Raw genomic sequence first — 15,558 nt, 5'->3', positions numbered from 1 at the left:
TGGAATGATGTAACGATAATCGTTTTTGATCATTGTTGCAATATAGAAAATGGCCCTGATCTTGGAGAAAATTAGAAAATATCTCGCAAGACAGAGCCATATCTTAGATTTTCACAATCAGAACAGTAGATGTGCAGCGATTGCGATAATCGGCAATGTAATTAACGTACGGAGCAGGAAAATAATAAATAGATCCTTCATATTAACAGGCAGCTTGGAGCCTAACAGCAATCCACCTACCTCAGACATATAGATGAGCTGCGTGACGGATAGAGCGGCAATGACGAACCTGGTCATCTCACTTTCGATCCCGGAACCCAGCACCGTAGGCAGAAACATGTCCGCGAATCCAACCAATATCGTCTGCGATGCCGCCGCTGCTTCGGGGAGTCCCAACAGCTGCAAAATCGGGATGAACGGTGCGCCGAGCCATTGGAAGATTGGGGTATACTCTGCAATGGCTACGGCGATGGTGCCGATGGCCATAACAACGGGAATCACGCCAATCCATAGGTCAATCGTATTTTTACAGCCTTCCCGCATGAAGGAACCGGCTCCTTCATGTTGTCTTGCCTTGCTTACCGCTTGACGAAGTCCCCATTGCCAAGGGCTCCACGCAGATGGGATCGATTCATCCTCTGCTGGGGTTGCGCCTGGCGCATACGTGTCTGGCTTGCGCGACAACGGCGGTATGCGCGGCATAATGATGGCTGCAATCATGCCAGCTAATGTGACCGTCACATAGAACGGAAGAAACATATGCGCCAGGTTCACGTTGCTTAAAACGATGAAGCTGAAAGTTATAGATACAGCTGTGAATGTTGTGCCGATTACGGCAGCTTCACGCTTCGTATAGTACCCAGCCTCGTACTGTTTGCTTGTCATCATGACTCCGATTGTACCGTCGCCAAGCCATGATGCCATGCAGTTGATGGAAGAACGGCCCGGCAAGGTGAAGATAGGCCGCATAATCTTGGTCATAAGCGTACCGAAAAATTCAAGAAGTCCGAAATCAACCAATAGCGGCAGGAGCAAGCCAGCGAGCATAAATACGACGAACAAGCCTGGAATCAAGCTCGTAAGCAGCATGCCTCCAGTATGCTCCGACCATATCCACTCAGGTCCAATCTGGAAATAGGTGATGAAGGCAAATATCATGCCTACCGTCCGTGCGGCGAACCAGAAGGGAGAGATGGCGAACAGTGCCTTCCATAATGGAAGCTGCAGCAGATTAGCCGGCTTCCGCAAGTAAGTATAAGCCGTCCCCAGCCACGCCAATACAATGATAACTGTGGCGGCAAGCGGGAGCCACGGCGCAAGCCATTGTCCGATGAGCTTGGCCAGAAATGCAATGGGTACGGTCACTTCACCATTCCATGGAATCGGAATGACGAAGAGAAACAATCCGAGCAAGGATGGAATTGCGAAATGCAGCAGACCACCCATATTCAATTGCTGGGAATGCAAGGGATCTTGCTGATTGTTGTCGTTCTTAGCTATCATGTATGAATAAGTCTCCTTGGAGTGCGGTATATTTATGCAACATCGTTTACTTTAATACAAATAGAGTTGAATTCCAAGAGTTGAATGGTTAGCAAAAAGTGACAATAAAATAAGGTGCAGCACACCTGTATTTTCTATGTTTTGATAATCTCTTCTAAGTCATTCATTGTGAGGTATACCTAGGAGTCAACAGAGCAGTTCTTGACTTCATTCGGTTCGTGCGAAATACTTGATGCATCGGCTGCTTCTATGTTTATGAAGCAGATCAAGGGGGAGTACAAGCAATGTATGTTGTAGAGCTAAGCTATACGAAGCCGATGAGCGATGTGGATGTGCATTTGGATGCCCATCGTGCGTTTTTGGACGAGCATTATGCGAAGGGTGTATTTCTGCTATCTGGGCCGAAGGAGCCTCGTACAGGCGGAATTATCGTCGTTGATGCGCAGACAGAGGAGGAAGCTCGCTCCTATATCGAGCAGGATCCTTTCTATGTACATGGTGTGGCGGAATATCATTATATTGCCTTCCGTCCTACGAAGGCAGATGCGAGCCTGCAAGCGCGTTTATTTCAGAAGTAAGGCGGTTAAGCAGGGCTGATAACACTAAAAAAGCGAGACCGTTCGCCTTATTCGGCAGTCTCGCTTCATTTATGTACAGCTTATCCTTCTGCATGCTGTGTGCTAACTTGTCTCTGATACGTCTTCCACATGGCCTCACCGGTACATAAGCCAACAGCCACGAATGTACCCAGATTATTAGTAAGATGACCCAAAACCGCACCTAATGCGATTCCGGAATATAACCAAAATGCTCTCTTCGATTTCAATGCGCTCCAAGTCCAAGTGTTCTTTTCATTTTGCTTCTTCATCATTTGATTCAACGTCCCCTCGATTGATTTGATACCCTTATTCTATAGGCATCTATATGTTCATTCCTTATATTCCGGTTGAAAAGTACCTTTTGTCGGTTAAAAGGAGCAATAGGAGGGGGGAATGGAAACATATTTGAAATAACGAACAGCGGAGCAGTAGAGCAGAAGCGCTGAGCTGCATAGGCTATAGTAAAAGCACGAGCTGCAGGTATTCCGTATAATTATCGCCAGGAAGGCGACGATTTGTTCAGATTTTAAAACATCGATAAATGCTTCAAGTTCTTCTACGGAATTGAATTTCATTCTTTCCGAAGAATCGGTAGAGTTCAAGAATAACTGTTCTGATCCAATAGAATCAGGAAAGAAAATTTCAACATCGCCGTATACTTTTTTTCAATATCCTTCAATTGCTCCTTCTGCTCGAACGTTAAAACATTTTTTCCTTCTTCAGCAAACGCAGAACTTGCCAGTGAAAAAATCGGTACTAGTGAAAAAACAATGAAGTAAGTTTTTAGACATGTAATACTCTCCTATTTTTTTGTGTATATGTAAATTTCAATGGTAAAAAGGAGATTGTGTTGATGAAAAGTAAATTTATTTTTGTTGTTAGCTTGATCGTGCCTTTTCTTTTATTACTAATTGGAAATAATGGCAAACAATTAGGATTTCCGGTTCCCTTTGTTTTCTATGGTCCAAAGGAGCCGTTAGGTCATGCAAGTGAAGTTTTTTTATGGAGAAATGCAGTAGAATGTTCATGGAGGCTTGATTTATATGCGGTAAATGTCTTTATCGTGTATGGCATTCTACTTTTAGTACGAAATACAGTTAAACAGGTAACAACAAGAATTTTTTGTAAGTGAGAGTATAATCTCTCAAGTGTCACTTATCGAATGAAGAATAATAAACGATTCGTTCTACTTTGGTGACAAGCGCATATAATCCAGATTATATACTCGATTTTCCCGCCTTACTTATATGGAGCAGGAACTCTAAGGTTTAATCGAAGAGACGATGATGTTCAACATGGATATTGCTTGAGAAGCTGCATCCAGATGTAGTGCGGGGGTGAGAGGATTTAACAGATCTCTTACAGGAAGCGCTTACAAAAAATAATAACAATGTGCCCATACTCATTCTCCACTATTTGATCTGCGGTTGGAACCGGGCATCTACGAATGAGGCTGATACGAATTATGGAATTAGGCGTTCATCCAGAAGTATGGCAAATCGGCATGCTGGAGCTTACCCTGCGTGTCGTCACTGCCGTTGTGTTGGGCGGAGCAATTGGATTGGAGCGCGAATTTGGGGAGCATGCGGCTGGATTCCGTACGCATATTCTCGTTTGTCTTGGTTCTGCGCTCATTATGATGTTGTCGAGTTACGGCTTTTCAAGCTTTATTTATGAAACGAATGTACGCATGGACCCTGCCCGGCTAGCAGCTCAAGTGATTAGTGGGATCGGATTTCTTGGTGCGGGAACGATACTTAGGACGGGCATGACCGTATCAGGACTAACGACTGCCGCCTCTTTGTGGGTAGTTGCCGCGATAGGCTTGGCAGTTGGAGCAGGCTTCTACTACGGAGCGCTACTGACCGCATTTACCGCATTCTTCAGCTTATTCATGTTGAACAAGCTGGAGAAAAAATTCTCGCTCTTCTCGAAATCAGCCTCTGTAAGGCAGCTTGCGCTTGTTATTTCGGACGGACCGCTTCATATCGGGAAGGTTCTGTTTATTCTGAAGGAACAGAACATTGCCATATCGGACATTTCCATTGAACCTGTGGATCGAGGAGCGGAGGCTAGAGCAACCGTCTATCCACCATTAGAGGAATCAAGTGAACTAGATAGCCATTGCTGTGTGCTGCTGCAGGTAACATTGAAATGCCGTACATGGCATATCGATAAGCTGCTGGAGAAGCTGCTTTCTGAACCATGCGTGAGGGCTGTGAGGCATTTCGGGATCGATGAATCGACCGCGGAGAAGAGCAGATGGGGTCTTAATGACTTGTTCGAGCGCAAGCAGGAGGGGCAATCTGTAGAAGAGCGATCCAAGTGATACCTGCATTACACAAAGACAGCACAGCCGAGAGCGTGTACTCTTCCAGGGCTGTGCTGTCCGTGTTGCAGCTTGAGTAGAAAGCCGCCGTATATTTCTCGGGAAATAATGGTGTTCCTGTCGGACAAGCTCATTATGCGTCGTAACGCTTGCTGCGATATACAATCAATGTAATGATAATCGCTGCAGCCATCCAGATGGAGATGATGCCAGTATGGATTAAAATGGATGATATTCCTTGTCCGTCCCACAGTTTCTCGGCTGCTGCTGACAATTGAGATGTTGGCAAGTAATCCACAATCGTATTTACTAGGGTGCTATTAAAGATAGACTTGAACATTGGCCCCATCAAGAAGATGATCATCAGCGGCATACCTACAAAAGAAGTTTCCATCATCGTACGGGAAAGCAAACCGGTAAGAGTTCCGAATGCTACATACATGATCAGACTTGGTACAATCAGCATAACAAGACCGACAAGCGGAAGAGCTGGTGTATTTGCAATCAGAAATGTTGCGACAAGCGCACATACGGTCAAGAATACGGAGATTGCGCTCTTGCCCAGCAATACTTCGATCGGCTTGGCAGGGGACAGCATCAGTACGCGCAGCGTATGCTTCTCCTTCTCTTCCGCAACGATCATAGATTGAACAAATAAACAGGTCATGAGCAGCGCCATATTAACTGGCATCATCAGAAGAGTGGCGCCATCACTGGCTTCTCCTTTGCTGAACATAAAAGCGAAAATAAGCGGCAAAGCGGCAGTGATTAAAAGCATTTGATTCTTCAGAGCGTCTTTCCATTCCTTCTGAATCATTGCAGATACACGATTTATCGAAAATGTCATTGTAATACGCCTCCAGTCACTTTAATGAAAATATCGCTTAATGTCGGTTCGTTCGAATGGATCGATACTAGCTTGCCGGAAGCCATCCAGTCATGAATGCGCTTGGCTCCACTCTCGTCGCGCTCAACGGTATGGGTTCCATCTGTTGTAACAACCGTAATGCCATGATCCATATGGGCTAGCCGCAGCTGCTGCGGTGTATCCATGGCAGCAATGCATCCATTATGGAGGAATGCAATGCGATCGCACAGCGATTCTGCTTCTTCCATGTCATGTGTCGTCAGGAAAATGGTTGTGCCCATGCGGTTAAGTTCGCGCAGCGCCTCATGAATTCGTTTCGTATTTGTTGGATCAAGAGCAGATGTCGGTTCATCTAAGAACAAAACATCGGGCTTATGGAGCAAGGCGCGTGCGAGTGTTACCCGCTGCTTCATCCCTTTGGACAACTGTTTAACAGCCGTTTTGCGTTCATTCGTTAAGTTAACCTGCTCCAGCGCTTCCTGTACTCGGCTCGTTGGCACATTATACAGCTTGCAGAACAATACAAGATTGTCTTCAATGGTGAGCCGATCGTACAAGGTACTGTTATCCGTTAATATGCCGATGCGAGACAGATGCTGCTGGCGTTCCGAATCCTTCATCTTTGCGATGTCTACGCCAAATACGCGGGCTGTGCCTGACGTAGGAAGCAGTTGACCAGTCAGTATCTTAACGGTTGTCGTCTTGCCGGAGCCGCTAGGCCCCAGAAATCCGAAGATTTCACCGCGTTCAATTGTGAAGTCAATTGGCTTGATGGCTTGCTTATTGCCGAATGTCTTGGTCATTGCTCTCACTTCAATAATTGGTTCCATGTGAGTCACCCTCGCTTTATATAAATGATATTGTGTACGATATGAATGCCGGTGCCGCTATTATTCGCTTGCGGCTGAGTCGGCTCATTGCCGCGTTGCCGTCCCTGTCGACATCCTTATCGTATCGCGAAAGGGTGATCATCACCTCAAAAACCCCGCGAATAGAGTGCTCCAGAGGTTGAATGGAGCATTTCGCGGGGGGAATGGAACCAATGAGAGAGTGGATAATACAGCTTTTCCTGATGAATGGCGTAGATGACGAATTATCCGATCCCCATAATGGCCTTCATTTCCTCATATTTATTCTTGGAGAGTGGTACCTTGCTCTTATTCTCATCATCGAGGACAAGGCTGTAGCTGTTGCGCGACCAAATAATGACCTCGCGTACACGCTGCAGGTTGACCAAGTAAGAACGGTGGCAACGGAAAAATCCGAATGCCTTAAGCTTGCGCTCCAGTTCCGTCAGCGTCATTGTACAGGGGAGGGAACCCGAATGCATATAAAGTTGGGAAGCCCCGTCTTGGCTTTCAATATAATTCAGTTCCAGTGGATCGATAAGCACGATTTTGTCTTCGATGCGCGCTGGAATCTTATCGAAGCTGATTTGAGGGACGAAGCGTTGTCCAGATGCAGCGGATTCAGGCTCGTCCTCTTCGTTCTCAGCGGCTTGTAATGTGGACTTCTTGTCCTTGGTTGATGGTTGGCTGCTAACATCTTCATTCAGAGACTTCGTCGTTCCGGTACCTTCTTGTCCACCATCTTCGGCTACCGCTGCTAGCACTTGCTGAACAGCATCGGTTGTGTGCTCGTCATTTTCAATGATCTCAACTTCCGGAAGTGCCCCTGTTTCAGGTGCCTCATCCTCAATGATAACGGACTTGAAGCCCGATGGTGTTAAGCGAACGACATGGTTGGTCATCGTAAGCGCGCTTTCTAAGGAAGGCACGGTCATGAAAATTGAAGCGCCTTCTTCGCACATAGTGTTGATCCATTGCCGAAGCAGGTAGCTGCTCTCCAAGTCCATGTGAAATTCGGGATCCTCGATGACGATTAGTTCCGGACGATGAGCGGCGGCTCTCGCCAAGTGGAATCGGCGCTGCTCAGATAACGTACATTTGCCAAGCGGCGTATTCACGCACTCATGCAGACCGGTTAGCTTCAATAGCTGCTCAAGTCGATCTTTATGGTAGGCTCCATACATCTTCATATAGAAGATAAGGGCATCCTTCGGTGTTAATCGCTCGTAGAGGGGATCGCCCTGCCGAATCCAGCCGATTTTGGTGGCGAGTGAGGCAGAAGAGAGTGGCACTCCACGCCAGGTTACACTGCCGGCAGAGGGCTTAGCGCGATTCATAAGCAAATCGATAATTAACTGTCCCGTAATATGGTTGCTTTGCACTGCAATGCATTGTCCGGGATGTATTTGTACGCTCAGCGCATCTAACAGTGTGGAATTGCCCTTCGTCACATATAACTTATCAATAATAAGTCCTTCCCCGTAGGGGGGTTCCTGCGCGTTCATACGCGAACCTCCAATCAGTATGCCCATTCATTGGTGTGAGTTAGATCATATAGGTAAATGATATATCGAGAACCTAGATTTGGGTAGATGCTAACCTGACGAACGATGTATTTACCTTTCTATGGTAAGATGCTTCTCAAAGAGATAATGTTATATTGTTCGGGTTTTGCTCATATATATATCTATAATAGTGAAGTTGAATGGTATTTAAAAAATAATTTACGAACATTGGGCGAAAACGACGTTGACTTGTTCGTCAAATTCCGATACAATAAGGTTGCTCCCACAGAAGTGGGTGGCAAGGATTGATTGGCCATTTTTTTGTTTATCCTGTTCGTATATCCCAGAGATAAGGTCTAGGGGTCTCTACCAGGAGCCGTAAATTCCTGACTACGAGTAGGTATGCTTTGGCATACCTGAACGTAACGGGATATTTTTTTTGCCCAAATAGGTGCAGGCTCATCGGATAGAAGAGAAATAGACCGAGACATCGTGAGCATCGAGGAGGAAACAATGAGTAAATATGATGTAATTGTTGTAGGAGCAGGTCCGGCCGGTATTTTCACTTGTTATGAATTATCTTTGAAGGCACCGCAATTGAAGGTTTTGCTTGTAGATAAGGGACATGATATTTATCGCCGCAACTGTCCGATTTTGGAGGAGAAGATTCAGAAATGTCCTCCAGCGGCAGGGAAGAAGGACTTTGCTGGCTGTCTTCCAGCTTGTTCGATTACGAACGGCTTCGGCGGAGCAGGGGCATATAGTGATGGGAAATTTAACGTAACTACAGAGTTCGGGGGTTGGCTGACAGATTTCTTGCCAGCTTCGCAAGTACTGGACTTGATCAAATATGTAGATGCAATCAACTTGGAGCACGGAGCGACGACGGACATTACCGATCCAACGACAGAAACGGTTCGCCGTATTGAGCAGCTTGGATATTCCGCTGGCTTGAAGCTGCTGCGCGCACAAGTTCGACATCTGGGCACTGAACAGAACTTGGAGATTTTAAAATCCATTTATGAATATTTGAAGACTCGTATCGATATGGCTTATAAGACCGAAGTAGCGGATCTGATTACAGAGAAGCAGGATGGACGCCATATTGTGAAGGGGATTGAACTGAAGAGCGGCGAGAAGCATGAAGCGGATCAGGTGGTCATCGTACCAGGACGTGACGGTTCTGCATGGCTGACGGAGATATTGAAGAAGCGCCGCTTGAAAATGTACAACAACCAAGTGGACGTTGGGGTGCGTGTGGAGACATCGGATATCGTCATGCGCGAAATCAACGAGCACCTGTATGAAGGGAAATTCGTGTTCAACACGTCTGTCGGCACACAAGTGCGTACCTTCTGCAGCAATCCATCTGGCCATGTCGTGGTCGAGAACCACAGTGGGATCATGTGTGCCAATGGGCACTCCTACAAGGATCCGAAGCTTGGTTCTGCGAATACGAACTTTTCATTGCTTGTCTCGCACAAGTTCACGGAACCGTTCGACAAGCCAAATGAGTACGCTCGTGAAATCTGCAAGCGTGCGAATGATTTGTCCGGAGGCGGGATTATCGTTCAGAAGTATGGGGATATCATTCGAGGCCGCCGTTCTACAGAGAAGCGCATCCAAGAAGGATTCTTGGAGCCTACCTTGAAAGAAGCTGTTGCTGGAGATTTAGGTCTTGTTCTTCCGTATAATACGATGAAGAGTCTAATCGAGATGGTTGAAGCGCTTGATCGCGTAACACCAGGCATCGCTTCTGAGCATACGTTATTCTATGGGGTAGAGGCGAAGTTCTACTCCGCTCGCCCGAAGCTGGACACGACGTTGGAGTCTGAAATTGATGGCTTGTACTGCGGTGGAGACGGCGCGGGCATTACGCGTGGACTCGCACAAGCGGGTGCTGCAGGTGTACACATTGCACGGAGCATTGTTGCTAAGCGCGGCGCATAATTTCACATTGCAGGTCAACAACATATACAGCTTAAGGCCAGTGAGTCGATTGTGCGACTTACTGGCTTTTTTGCGTAGATCGGACATGCACGGGGTTATACGCAAAATGGACAATATTTGAAAGATACTTTGTGATAAAATGCACAACATCAGAATTGGGGCTCCGTTACAATGAATTTGCAACCTGTTCAGCTGACATTCCAACTGGAATTATTCGTATCTGAGTAGGTGCGGATGGGGTGTGGCCTTGGAAATGATGGGGCTTGCATTCGAATAAGCATAAGCAGGAGGTCATGTCGATGTCAGGTTATTTGAAGCCGCAGCAAATTGCGGAAGCGACAGTAGATACCGGAACAATTAAAGCGAAGAACCCATTGTCCGCCATGATGATTCTAGGATTCCTTGCCGGCGCATTTATTGCGCTTGGTTATCTCTTATATATACGTGTAACAGCTGGAGCACCTGCGGAATGGGGAAGCATCAATAGCCTAATTGGAGCGTCGCTGTTCCCGGTTGGTCTTATTCTGGTCTTGTTAGCAGGCGGTGAGCTATTGACAGGGAATATGATGGCTGTGCCACTTGCTCGGATGAAGGGACGCATATCTACGGTAGAGGTCATTCGCAATCTTGTCGTCATTACAATTGCCAACTTCTTAGGTGCGCTGTTCGTGGCATACTTCTTCGGTCATGTGGTCGGTTTGACTGGCTCCGGTGTTTATTTGCAGAAGACGGTAGATGTGGCTGCCCATAAGCTGGACGATAGTTTCATTCAAGCCTTTGTCAGCGGCATTGGCTGCAACTGGTTAGTTGCACTTGCGGTATGGCTCGCCTATGGAGCGAAGAGCTTCAGCGGCAAAATCATGGGAATATGGTTCCCAACGATGGCGTTCGTTGCGATTGGCTTCCAGCACGTTGTAGCGAATATGTTCGTAATTCCGGCTGCGATCTTTGAGGGCCATTTTAGCTGGGGACAATATTTGACGAACTTCGTGCCGGTATGGCTGGGCAATTTGGTTGGAGGCGTCGTGTTCGTTGCAGGGGCTTACTATATAGTATATTTGCGTTCGCAGCAAGAGCAGAAGCAGGCAGCTGCGGCAGGTGTCTCAAACACATCAACGAATGTGCAAGAAGTGGGCAATGCAAGCAAGGTGGCATCGTCAGGAAGTGCAAGTGCACCTGTCCATTAGAGGGTATTGGGATTAGAGCATATGTTGAAAAAGAAGATAGGTAAGGTCTAGTCCATCGAGGCTAGGCCTTTTTTGCGTCATCGATATGACGTTTTTTTCATAGGAATTCACGGGCTTGTCACTTTCGCAGGGGATAGATGTGGTAAACTACGGGTGACAAATTTATTTCCGCATTTCGCATTCTATAAAAAGATACCGATACCTCGCTGTATCTGTAAGCGTATCCAACTAACTCGTGGGGAGGGATCTGGCTGTGAAGTTGCATTTTACGGGCAGTATCGAACATGTATTACCAGGGATTCTCGAATTGAAGTCATTATTGAAGGTGGAAGTGGGGACAGAAGGCACTACAGTTCGCGTAGAGCAGGGAGAGGGGTCGCTTCGTGCCGCATGGGATGGTGCAGAAGGCTTGATCCGCTATGAGTCGGATATTCATTTCTTCCGTGCACTGGGCTTGTTCGTTGAGCAGCTGCGCAAGGGGCAGCCATTCGATATTATAGAGCATCCGCAATTCACGTATAACGGAACGATGATTGATGCATCTCGGAACGCAGTTCCGAATGTACATATGATGAAGCAGACGCTGCGCTCAATGGCGTTAATGGGCTTGAACGGCGCAATGATATATACCGAAGATACGTATGAGGTTCCAGGCCGTCCGTATTTCGGCTACATGCGCGGACGCTATACCGCGGAGGAACTCTATGAGATTGACCAGTATGCCGCGTTGTTCGGAATTGAGGTAGTGGCATGCATCCAGACACTTGGTCACTTGGCGCAGGCGCTGAAGTGGGACTATGCGAATGAGATGAAGGATACGGAGGACGTCCTTCTTGTAGGGGAAGAGGAGACCTATCGATTCATTGAGGATATGATTGTAGCGTCAACGAAGCCGCTGCGTTCCAAGCGTATTCACATCGGGATGGATGAAGCGTTCGGGCTTGGTCTAGGCAAATATATGCACAAGCATGGCTTCCGCGAACGATTCGATATTATGAACGAGCATTTGGCGCGCGTATTAGAGATTACGAGCAAACATGGCCTTACGCCGATGATGTGGAGTGATATGTACTTCCACCTGCTTATGAAAAACGGCGGCCACTACTATGATCTCGACATTAACTTCTCGAATGAAGTTGTTGATCAAATTCCGAAGGGTGTACAATTCGTCTACTGGGATTACTACCATGATGATCAAGGCTTCTACGAGGAATTTATCGAGAAGCATCGCCAACTGGGCTCTGATCCGGTATTCGCTGGCGGCGTCTGGGTATGGGGCGCGATGAGTCCGAACTACGGGAAGACGTGGCAGAATACGAATCCGGCGCTGCTTGCCTGCAAGTCGAAGGGCATTAAGGAAGTGTTCGCGACAGCATGGGGCGACAACGGGCAGGAGACAAATCATATGACAATTCTGCCAGGCTTGCAATTGTTCGCTGAGCACGGCTATACCGAAGGGGAAGTCGATGAAGCGAAGATGAAGGAACGCTTCCAGCTGTGCACCGGACAGAGCTTCGATGATTACTGGCAGCTCACTTACTTGGATGAGACACCGGGTGTAACGAAGAACAACATGCACGGTTCGAACGGTTCGAAGTTCCTGTTGTTCCAAGACACACTGATCGGGTTGTTTGATATCTATTTGACAGAAGAGCTGGAGTCGCAGCTGCCGAAGCATTACAGTGAGCTTGCTGAACGCCTCTTGGCTGCACGTGACAATACCGCAGGCGATCATGCGCTCGTGTTTGATATGTATGCGAAGTTGTCCAAGGCTGTTGGCGCAAAGTCGATGCTTGGCGTGCAGGTCACGCGCGCGTACCAGAATGGTGATAAGGATGAGCTTCGCCGCATTGCCGCTGATGTCATTCCGTCCGTTCGTCCGCTGGTCGATGAAGCGCGCAAGGCGCATCGTGCATTATGGATGGCGACAAGCAAGCCATTCGGCTGGGAAGTGCTCGACAGCCGCTATGGTACCGTGCTTGCACGGCTGCAGTCGGCGGAAGATCGGATTCTCGACTTCGTGGAAGGCCGCGTAGATCGCTTGGAGGAGCTTGATGCAGAACGTCTGCCATTCTACAGTGATGATCCAGTGGCAGGGGATCGCATCGCACATCAGCCGTTCTTCCATCGCATGGTGACGGGTACCGTGTTCTCGGCAATCTAATATCGTCAGGCAGCGAAGTCAATGGGATGTAAATACCTTATCGTGCTTGCAGGAGACATGTGCAAGGTTCGATGGCAAGCACGATGCTGCTACAGCGAACTATGGTAATAGGCTGCTGTATACAGCAGCGAGGGGGCCCGGTCGGTTACGACCCGGGTTTTCTTGTTGTTGTGGTGCTAGGCATGATGGAGCTTCACCTTTTATACTATGGGAAATCGGATGATGGAAGATATCTGCTGCAAAGGAGATGCTAGATTGGCTATATACGCCCTCCTGCTAGTTATTGCTTCAGCCTTCGCGCATGCAGCTTGGAATATGTTCGCGAAGCGGAGCATTCATAAGGAATCCTTTTTATTTTGCTTACATGGGTTGGCAACCGTCGTGTTCATGCCATTCTTCATCCATGATCTTGTGATCATGCACTGGACTTGGACGAATGGCTTGCTGCTGGCCGTGTCCTTACTGCTGCAAGGGATATACCTCTGGCTCGTATCCAAGGCCTATCAGATTGGGGATCTGTCCAAGGTATACCCGATGATGCGTGGAACGGCCGCACTCATTGTGCCAATTGTTAGTGTGGTGCTATACCGAGAGAGCCTGTCTCTTGTTGGCTGGCTCGGCTGGCTGCTCATTGTTGGAGGTTTGTTCGCACTTAGCGGCATGTTCTCCGCGAAGGAGCCGCGTGACAGGACATGGTGGCTTACCTTGGCAATTACGACGACGGTAGGATTGTGTACGGCCAGTTATACGCTGACGGATAAGATGGTGGTGCAGTTCTTCAGCCCCTTGGGTCTGATTCAAATTTCGAACTTAGGTGCACTCCTATTCTTAGCGCCTTCTGTCCTGAGAACGCAGCGGCTGCGCGAGGAATGGCGCATCAATTGGCGCACGATTGTACTTGGCTCCGTCGTCTCGCCAGGCTCCTATTTGCTATTCTTGTTCGCGATGACGCTTGGTCCGCTTGCACACTTGGCGCCCATTCGTGAATTCAGCATTGTGATCGGGACATTGCTAGGCATCGTTGTGTTGAAGGAACAGCAGGGCTGGACGAGAATTGCGACTTCGGGGGTCGTAGCAGCCGGTATGGCCTTGATCAGCATGTGGGGATAGCGGGGATAGCAGGAATCTTCCGGTTCGTTGTTCAGCACACGACTCGCTTGTACCTTATTTGTTTGAATGAGTGAATGTAAACCGATAAGCCCAAAAAAGCGCCCGCCCTCAATGATCGTCTGTATGCAGCAGGTCAGTTGAGACAGCGGGCGCTCTATGTTCACGAGGGACTCTCGTGTTAATTAACAATCTTATATTTATCGTTCGTCAGCTCGAAAATTTTCTTAATGCCTGATGTAACGTACACCTTATGATCCGTAGTAATGAAGATGGCTTCAATATTCGGATCTGCCTCGACGAACTTCAATCCCTTCTCTACACCGAGTGCGAATAAAGAGGTAGACAGCGCATCGGCATCCGTCGAGTTGTTCGTCACAATCGTTACACTGCTAAGACCATTGTCAACCGGATACCCGTTAGCTGGGTCAAGAATGTGGTGGTAGTGTTTGCCGTTCTCCACAAAGTAACGCTCATAGACACCTGATGTAACAATCGTCTTATCAGTTACCCTCATCTTGCCGATTTGGTTGCCGCGAGATTCATCCGGGTCTTGGACGCCAATGGTCCAGTCGGAACCGCCAGGCTTCGGTCCAACGGCAAAAATATTGCCGCCAAGATCAATAATGGCGCTAGGGAAGCCGTTCGTGCGCAAGTAGTCAGCAATACGGTCTGCAGCGTAGCCTTTGCCGATGCTGCCCATATCCAGCTCCATGCCTTCACGGTTCAGCTTAATTTCATGCTTGTCCGGGTTGAGCGTAACATCCTTATAATCAACCAGCTTCAAGGTTTCTGCGAGTTTCTTCGCATCCGGCACTTTCGCATTCTCATGGCCAATATTCCATAAGTCCACGATCGGGCCGACGGTTGGATCGAATCGCCCTTCGGTACGCTTCGCGTAATCGAGCGACTTGGCAATCAGATCATAGGATTCCGGCGTAACCGCGACAGCTTGCTTGCCGGATGCAGCATGGATCTTCGCCAGTTCGCTCGTGTCCTTCGTACGGTTCAGACGGGAGTCGATTTCTTTTAACAGGTTCTCGATATCTTTGAATTGTTTTTGATCCGCTCGCTCATCATAAATCTTGACGGTAACGATCGTATCAAAAATAAAGTAGGATTGCTGCTTAATGGCGGATTTCTGGCTTGCAGTATCGCTCGTTCCAGATGCATCTTTACTGCTGCCGCAACCACTCAAAATAAGGGCGCAAGCAGAGAACAGAACGATGGCACTGCGAAGCAGGCTGCGTGAACGTATCATAAGGCGATTCCTCCATATATATGTGTAATGAAATAGACAGGATTTGAACATCCTTGTATTAAGGAAATAGGCTCGTAACCAAGCATTTTATTATAGCAGTTCCCCAAAAAGTTGCAAACCAAGCATATCACAGAAATGCAGACTATCACGTGCATATTCCGTTGAAGTTCACGGTTATGACATGGACGAACATTGAACCTTCTTTCACGAAGAGGTATAATAAAAATAGCTTCAAAA

At 47.7% G+C, this 15,558-nt stretch carries 13 protein-coding genes and 1 riboswitch; of the genes, 7 read left to right on the top strand and 6 right to left on the bottom strand.

The window, feature by feature from the left end:
• Positions 1-117: 117 nt before the first annotated feature.
• Positions 118-1,503, bottom strand: coding sequence for a YjiH family protein (locus tag PBN151_RS12155; protein ID WP_021257277.1), 1,386 nt, complete (start codon positions 1,501-1,503; stop codon positions 118-120).
• A 284-nt stretch (positions 1,504-1,787) separates the two neighbouring features.
• Between PBN151_RS12155 and PBN151_RS12150 the strand changes: the two genes are divergently transcribed.
• On the top strand, positions 1,788-2,081 hold the full coding sequence (locus PBN151_RS12150) for a YciI family protein (protein ID WP_072729134.1): 294 nt from the start codon (positions 1,788-1,790) through the stop codon (positions 2,079-2,081).
• 80 nt (positions 2,082-2,161) lie between these two features.
• On the opposite strand, the gene PBN151_RS12145 is transcribed toward PBN151_RS12150, so the two are convergent.
• On the bottom strand, positions 2,162-2,374 hold the full coding sequence (locus tag PBN151_RS12145) for a hypothetical protein (RefSeq protein WP_021257275.1): 213 nt from the start codon (positions 2,372-2,374) through the stop codon (positions 2,162-2,164).
• A gap of 581 nt (positions 2,375-2,955) precedes the next feature.
• Between PBN151_RS12145 and PBN151_RS12140 the strand changes: the two genes are divergently transcribed.
• Positions 2,956-3,234, top strand: a complete 279-nt coding sequence (locus PBN151_RS12140; RefSeq protein ID WP_072729133.1) for a hypothetical protein — start codon at positions 2,956-2,958, stop codon at positions 3,232-3,234.
• 333 nt (positions 3,235-3,567) lie between these two features.
• Positions 3,568-4,431, top strand: coding sequence for an MgtC/SapB family protein (locus tag PBN151_RS12135; protein WP_072729132.1), 864 nt, complete (start codon positions 3,568-3,570; stop codon positions 4,429-4,431).
• Positions 4,432-4,564: 133 nt separating this feature from the next.
• On the opposite strand, the gene PBN151_RS12130 is transcribed toward PBN151_RS12135, so the two are convergent.
• The 3 genes from PBN151_RS12130 to PBN151_RS12120 all read right to left on the bottom strand — a co-directional run bounded on the left by PBN151_RS12130 (position 4,565) and on the right by PBN151_RS12120 (position 7,652).
• Positions 4,565-5,278, bottom strand: a complete 714-nt coding sequence (locus PBN151_RS12130) for an ABC transporter permease (protein WP_072729131.1) — start codon at positions 5,276-5,278, stop codon at positions 4,565-4,567.
• Positions 5,275-6,129 (bottom strand): ABC transporter ATP-binding protein, encoded by an 855-nt coding sequence (locus tag PBN151_RS12125; RefSeq protein ID WP_072729130.1) that lies wholly within the window; start codon positions 6,127-6,129, stop codon positions 5,275-5,277. Before PBN151_RS12125 ends, PBN151_RS12130 begins: the two co-directional genes overlap by 4 nt.
• A gap of 263 nt (positions 6,130-6,392) precedes the next feature.
• Positions 6,393-7,652, bottom strand: coding sequence for a LytTR family transcriptional regulator DNA-binding domain-containing protein (locus PBN151_RS12120; protein ID WP_072729129.1), 1,260 nt, complete (start codon positions 7,650-7,652; stop codon positions 6,393-6,395).
• A gap of 314 nt (positions 7,653-7,966) precedes the next feature.
• Positions 7,967-8,065: riboswitch (purine riboswitch) on the top strand.
• Between the two features lie 100 nt (positions 8,066-8,165).
• On the opposite strand from PBN151_RS12120, the gene PBN151_RS12115 reads away from it, so the two are divergent.
• The 4 genes from PBN151_RS12115 (at position 8,166) to PBN151_RS12095 (ending at position 14,063) form a co-directional block, all read left to right on the top strand.
• Complete coding sequence (locus tag PBN151_RS12115; protein ID WP_072729128.1) at positions 8,166-9,602, top strand: NAD(P)/FAD-dependent oxidoreductase; 1,437 nt, start codon at positions 8,166-8,168, stop codon at positions 9,600-9,602.
• A gap of 299 nt (positions 9,603-9,901) precedes the next feature.
• Complete coding sequence (locus tag PBN151_RS12110; RefSeq protein ID WP_072729127.1) at positions 9,902-10,789, top strand: formate/nitrite transporter family protein; 888 nt, start codon at positions 9,902-9,904, stop codon at positions 10,787-10,789.
• 253 nt (positions 10,790-11,042) lie between these two features.
• Positions 11,043-12,953: a beta-N-acetylhexosaminidase gene (locus PBN151_RS12105; protein ID WP_072729126.1), complete on the top strand. Its 1,911-nt coding sequence runs from the start codon at positions 11,043-11,045 to the stop codon at positions 12,951-12,953.
• A gap of 255 nt (positions 12,954-13,208) precedes the next feature.
• On the top strand, positions 13,209-14,063 hold the full coding sequence (locus tag PBN151_RS12095; protein WP_072729124.1) for a DMT family transporter: 855 nt from the start codon (positions 13,209-13,211) through the stop codon (positions 14,061-14,063).
• A gap of 178 nt (positions 14,064-14,241) precedes the next feature.
• Here the strand turns inward: PBN151_RS12095 and PBN151_RS12090 are convergent, their stop codons facing one another.
• Positions 14,242-15,321, bottom strand: coding sequence for an FAD:protein FMN transferase (locus PBN151_RS12090; protein ID WP_072729123.1), 1,080 nt, complete (start codon positions 15,319-15,321; stop codon positions 14,242-14,244).
• Positions 15,322-15,558: the final 237 nt, after the last annotated feature.

Origin of the sequence: Paenibacillus sp. NAIST15-1 (genome assembly GCF_001894745.1) — a bacterium.
Lineage (GTDB): Bacteria > Bacillota > Bacilli > Paenibacillales > Paenibacillaceae > Paenibacillus_B > Paenibacillus_B suaedae.
Note: the sequence above shows the minus strand (reverse complement) of the source record. Positions and strands in the feature narration are given on the sequence as shown.

What these genes read in the sequence shown, in the direction of transcription:
- PBN151_RS12110 (WP_072729127.1), top strand. Translation starts at nt 9,902, where the DNA reads ATGTCAGGTTATTTGAAGCCGCAGCAAATTGCGGAAGCGACAGTAGAT.
- PBN151_RS12125 (WP_072729130.1), bottom strand. Translation starts at nt 6,129, where the DNA reads ATGGAACCAATTATTGAAGTGAGAGCAATGACCAAGACATTCGGCAAT.
- PBN151_RS12155 (WP_021257277.1), bottom strand. Translation starts at nt 1,503, where the DNA reads ATGATAGCTAAGAACGACAACAATCAGCAAGATCCCTTGCATTCCCAG.
- PBN151_RS12120 (WP_072729129.1), bottom strand. Translation starts at nt 7,652, where the DNA reads ATGAACGCGCAGGAACCCCCCTACGGGGAAGGACTTATTATTGATAAG.
- PBN151_RS12150 (WP_072729134.1), top strand. Translation starts at nt 1,788, where the DNA reads ATGTATGTTGTAGAGCTAAGCTATACGAAGCCGATGAGCGATGTGGAT.
- PBN151_RS12115 (WP_072729128.1), top strand. Translation starts at nt 8,166, where the DNA reads ATGAGTAAATATGATGTAATTGTTGTAGGAGCAGGTCCGGCCGGTATT.
- PBN151_RS12130 (WP_072729131.1), bottom strand. Translation starts at nt 5,278, where the DNA reads ATGACATTTTCGATAAATCGTGTATCTGCAATGATTCAGAAGGAATGG.
- PBN151_RS12140 (WP_072729133.1), top strand. Translation starts at nt 2,956, where the DNA reads ATGAAAAGTAAATTTATTTTTGTTGTTAGCTTGATCGTGCCTTTTCTT.
- PBN151_RS12135 (WP_072729132.1), top strand. Translation starts at nt 3,568, where the DNA reads ATGGAATTAGGCGTTCATCCAGAAGTATGGCAAATCGGCATGCTGGAG.
- PBN151_RS12090 (WP_072729123.1), bottom strand. Translation starts at nt 15,321, where the DNA reads ATGATACGTTCACGCAGCCTGCTTCGCAGTGCCATCGTTCTGTTCTCT.
- PBN151_RS12145 (WP_021257275.1), bottom strand. Translation starts at nt 2,374, where the DNA reads ATGATGAAGAAGCAAAATGAAAAGAACACTTGGACTTGGAGCGCATTG.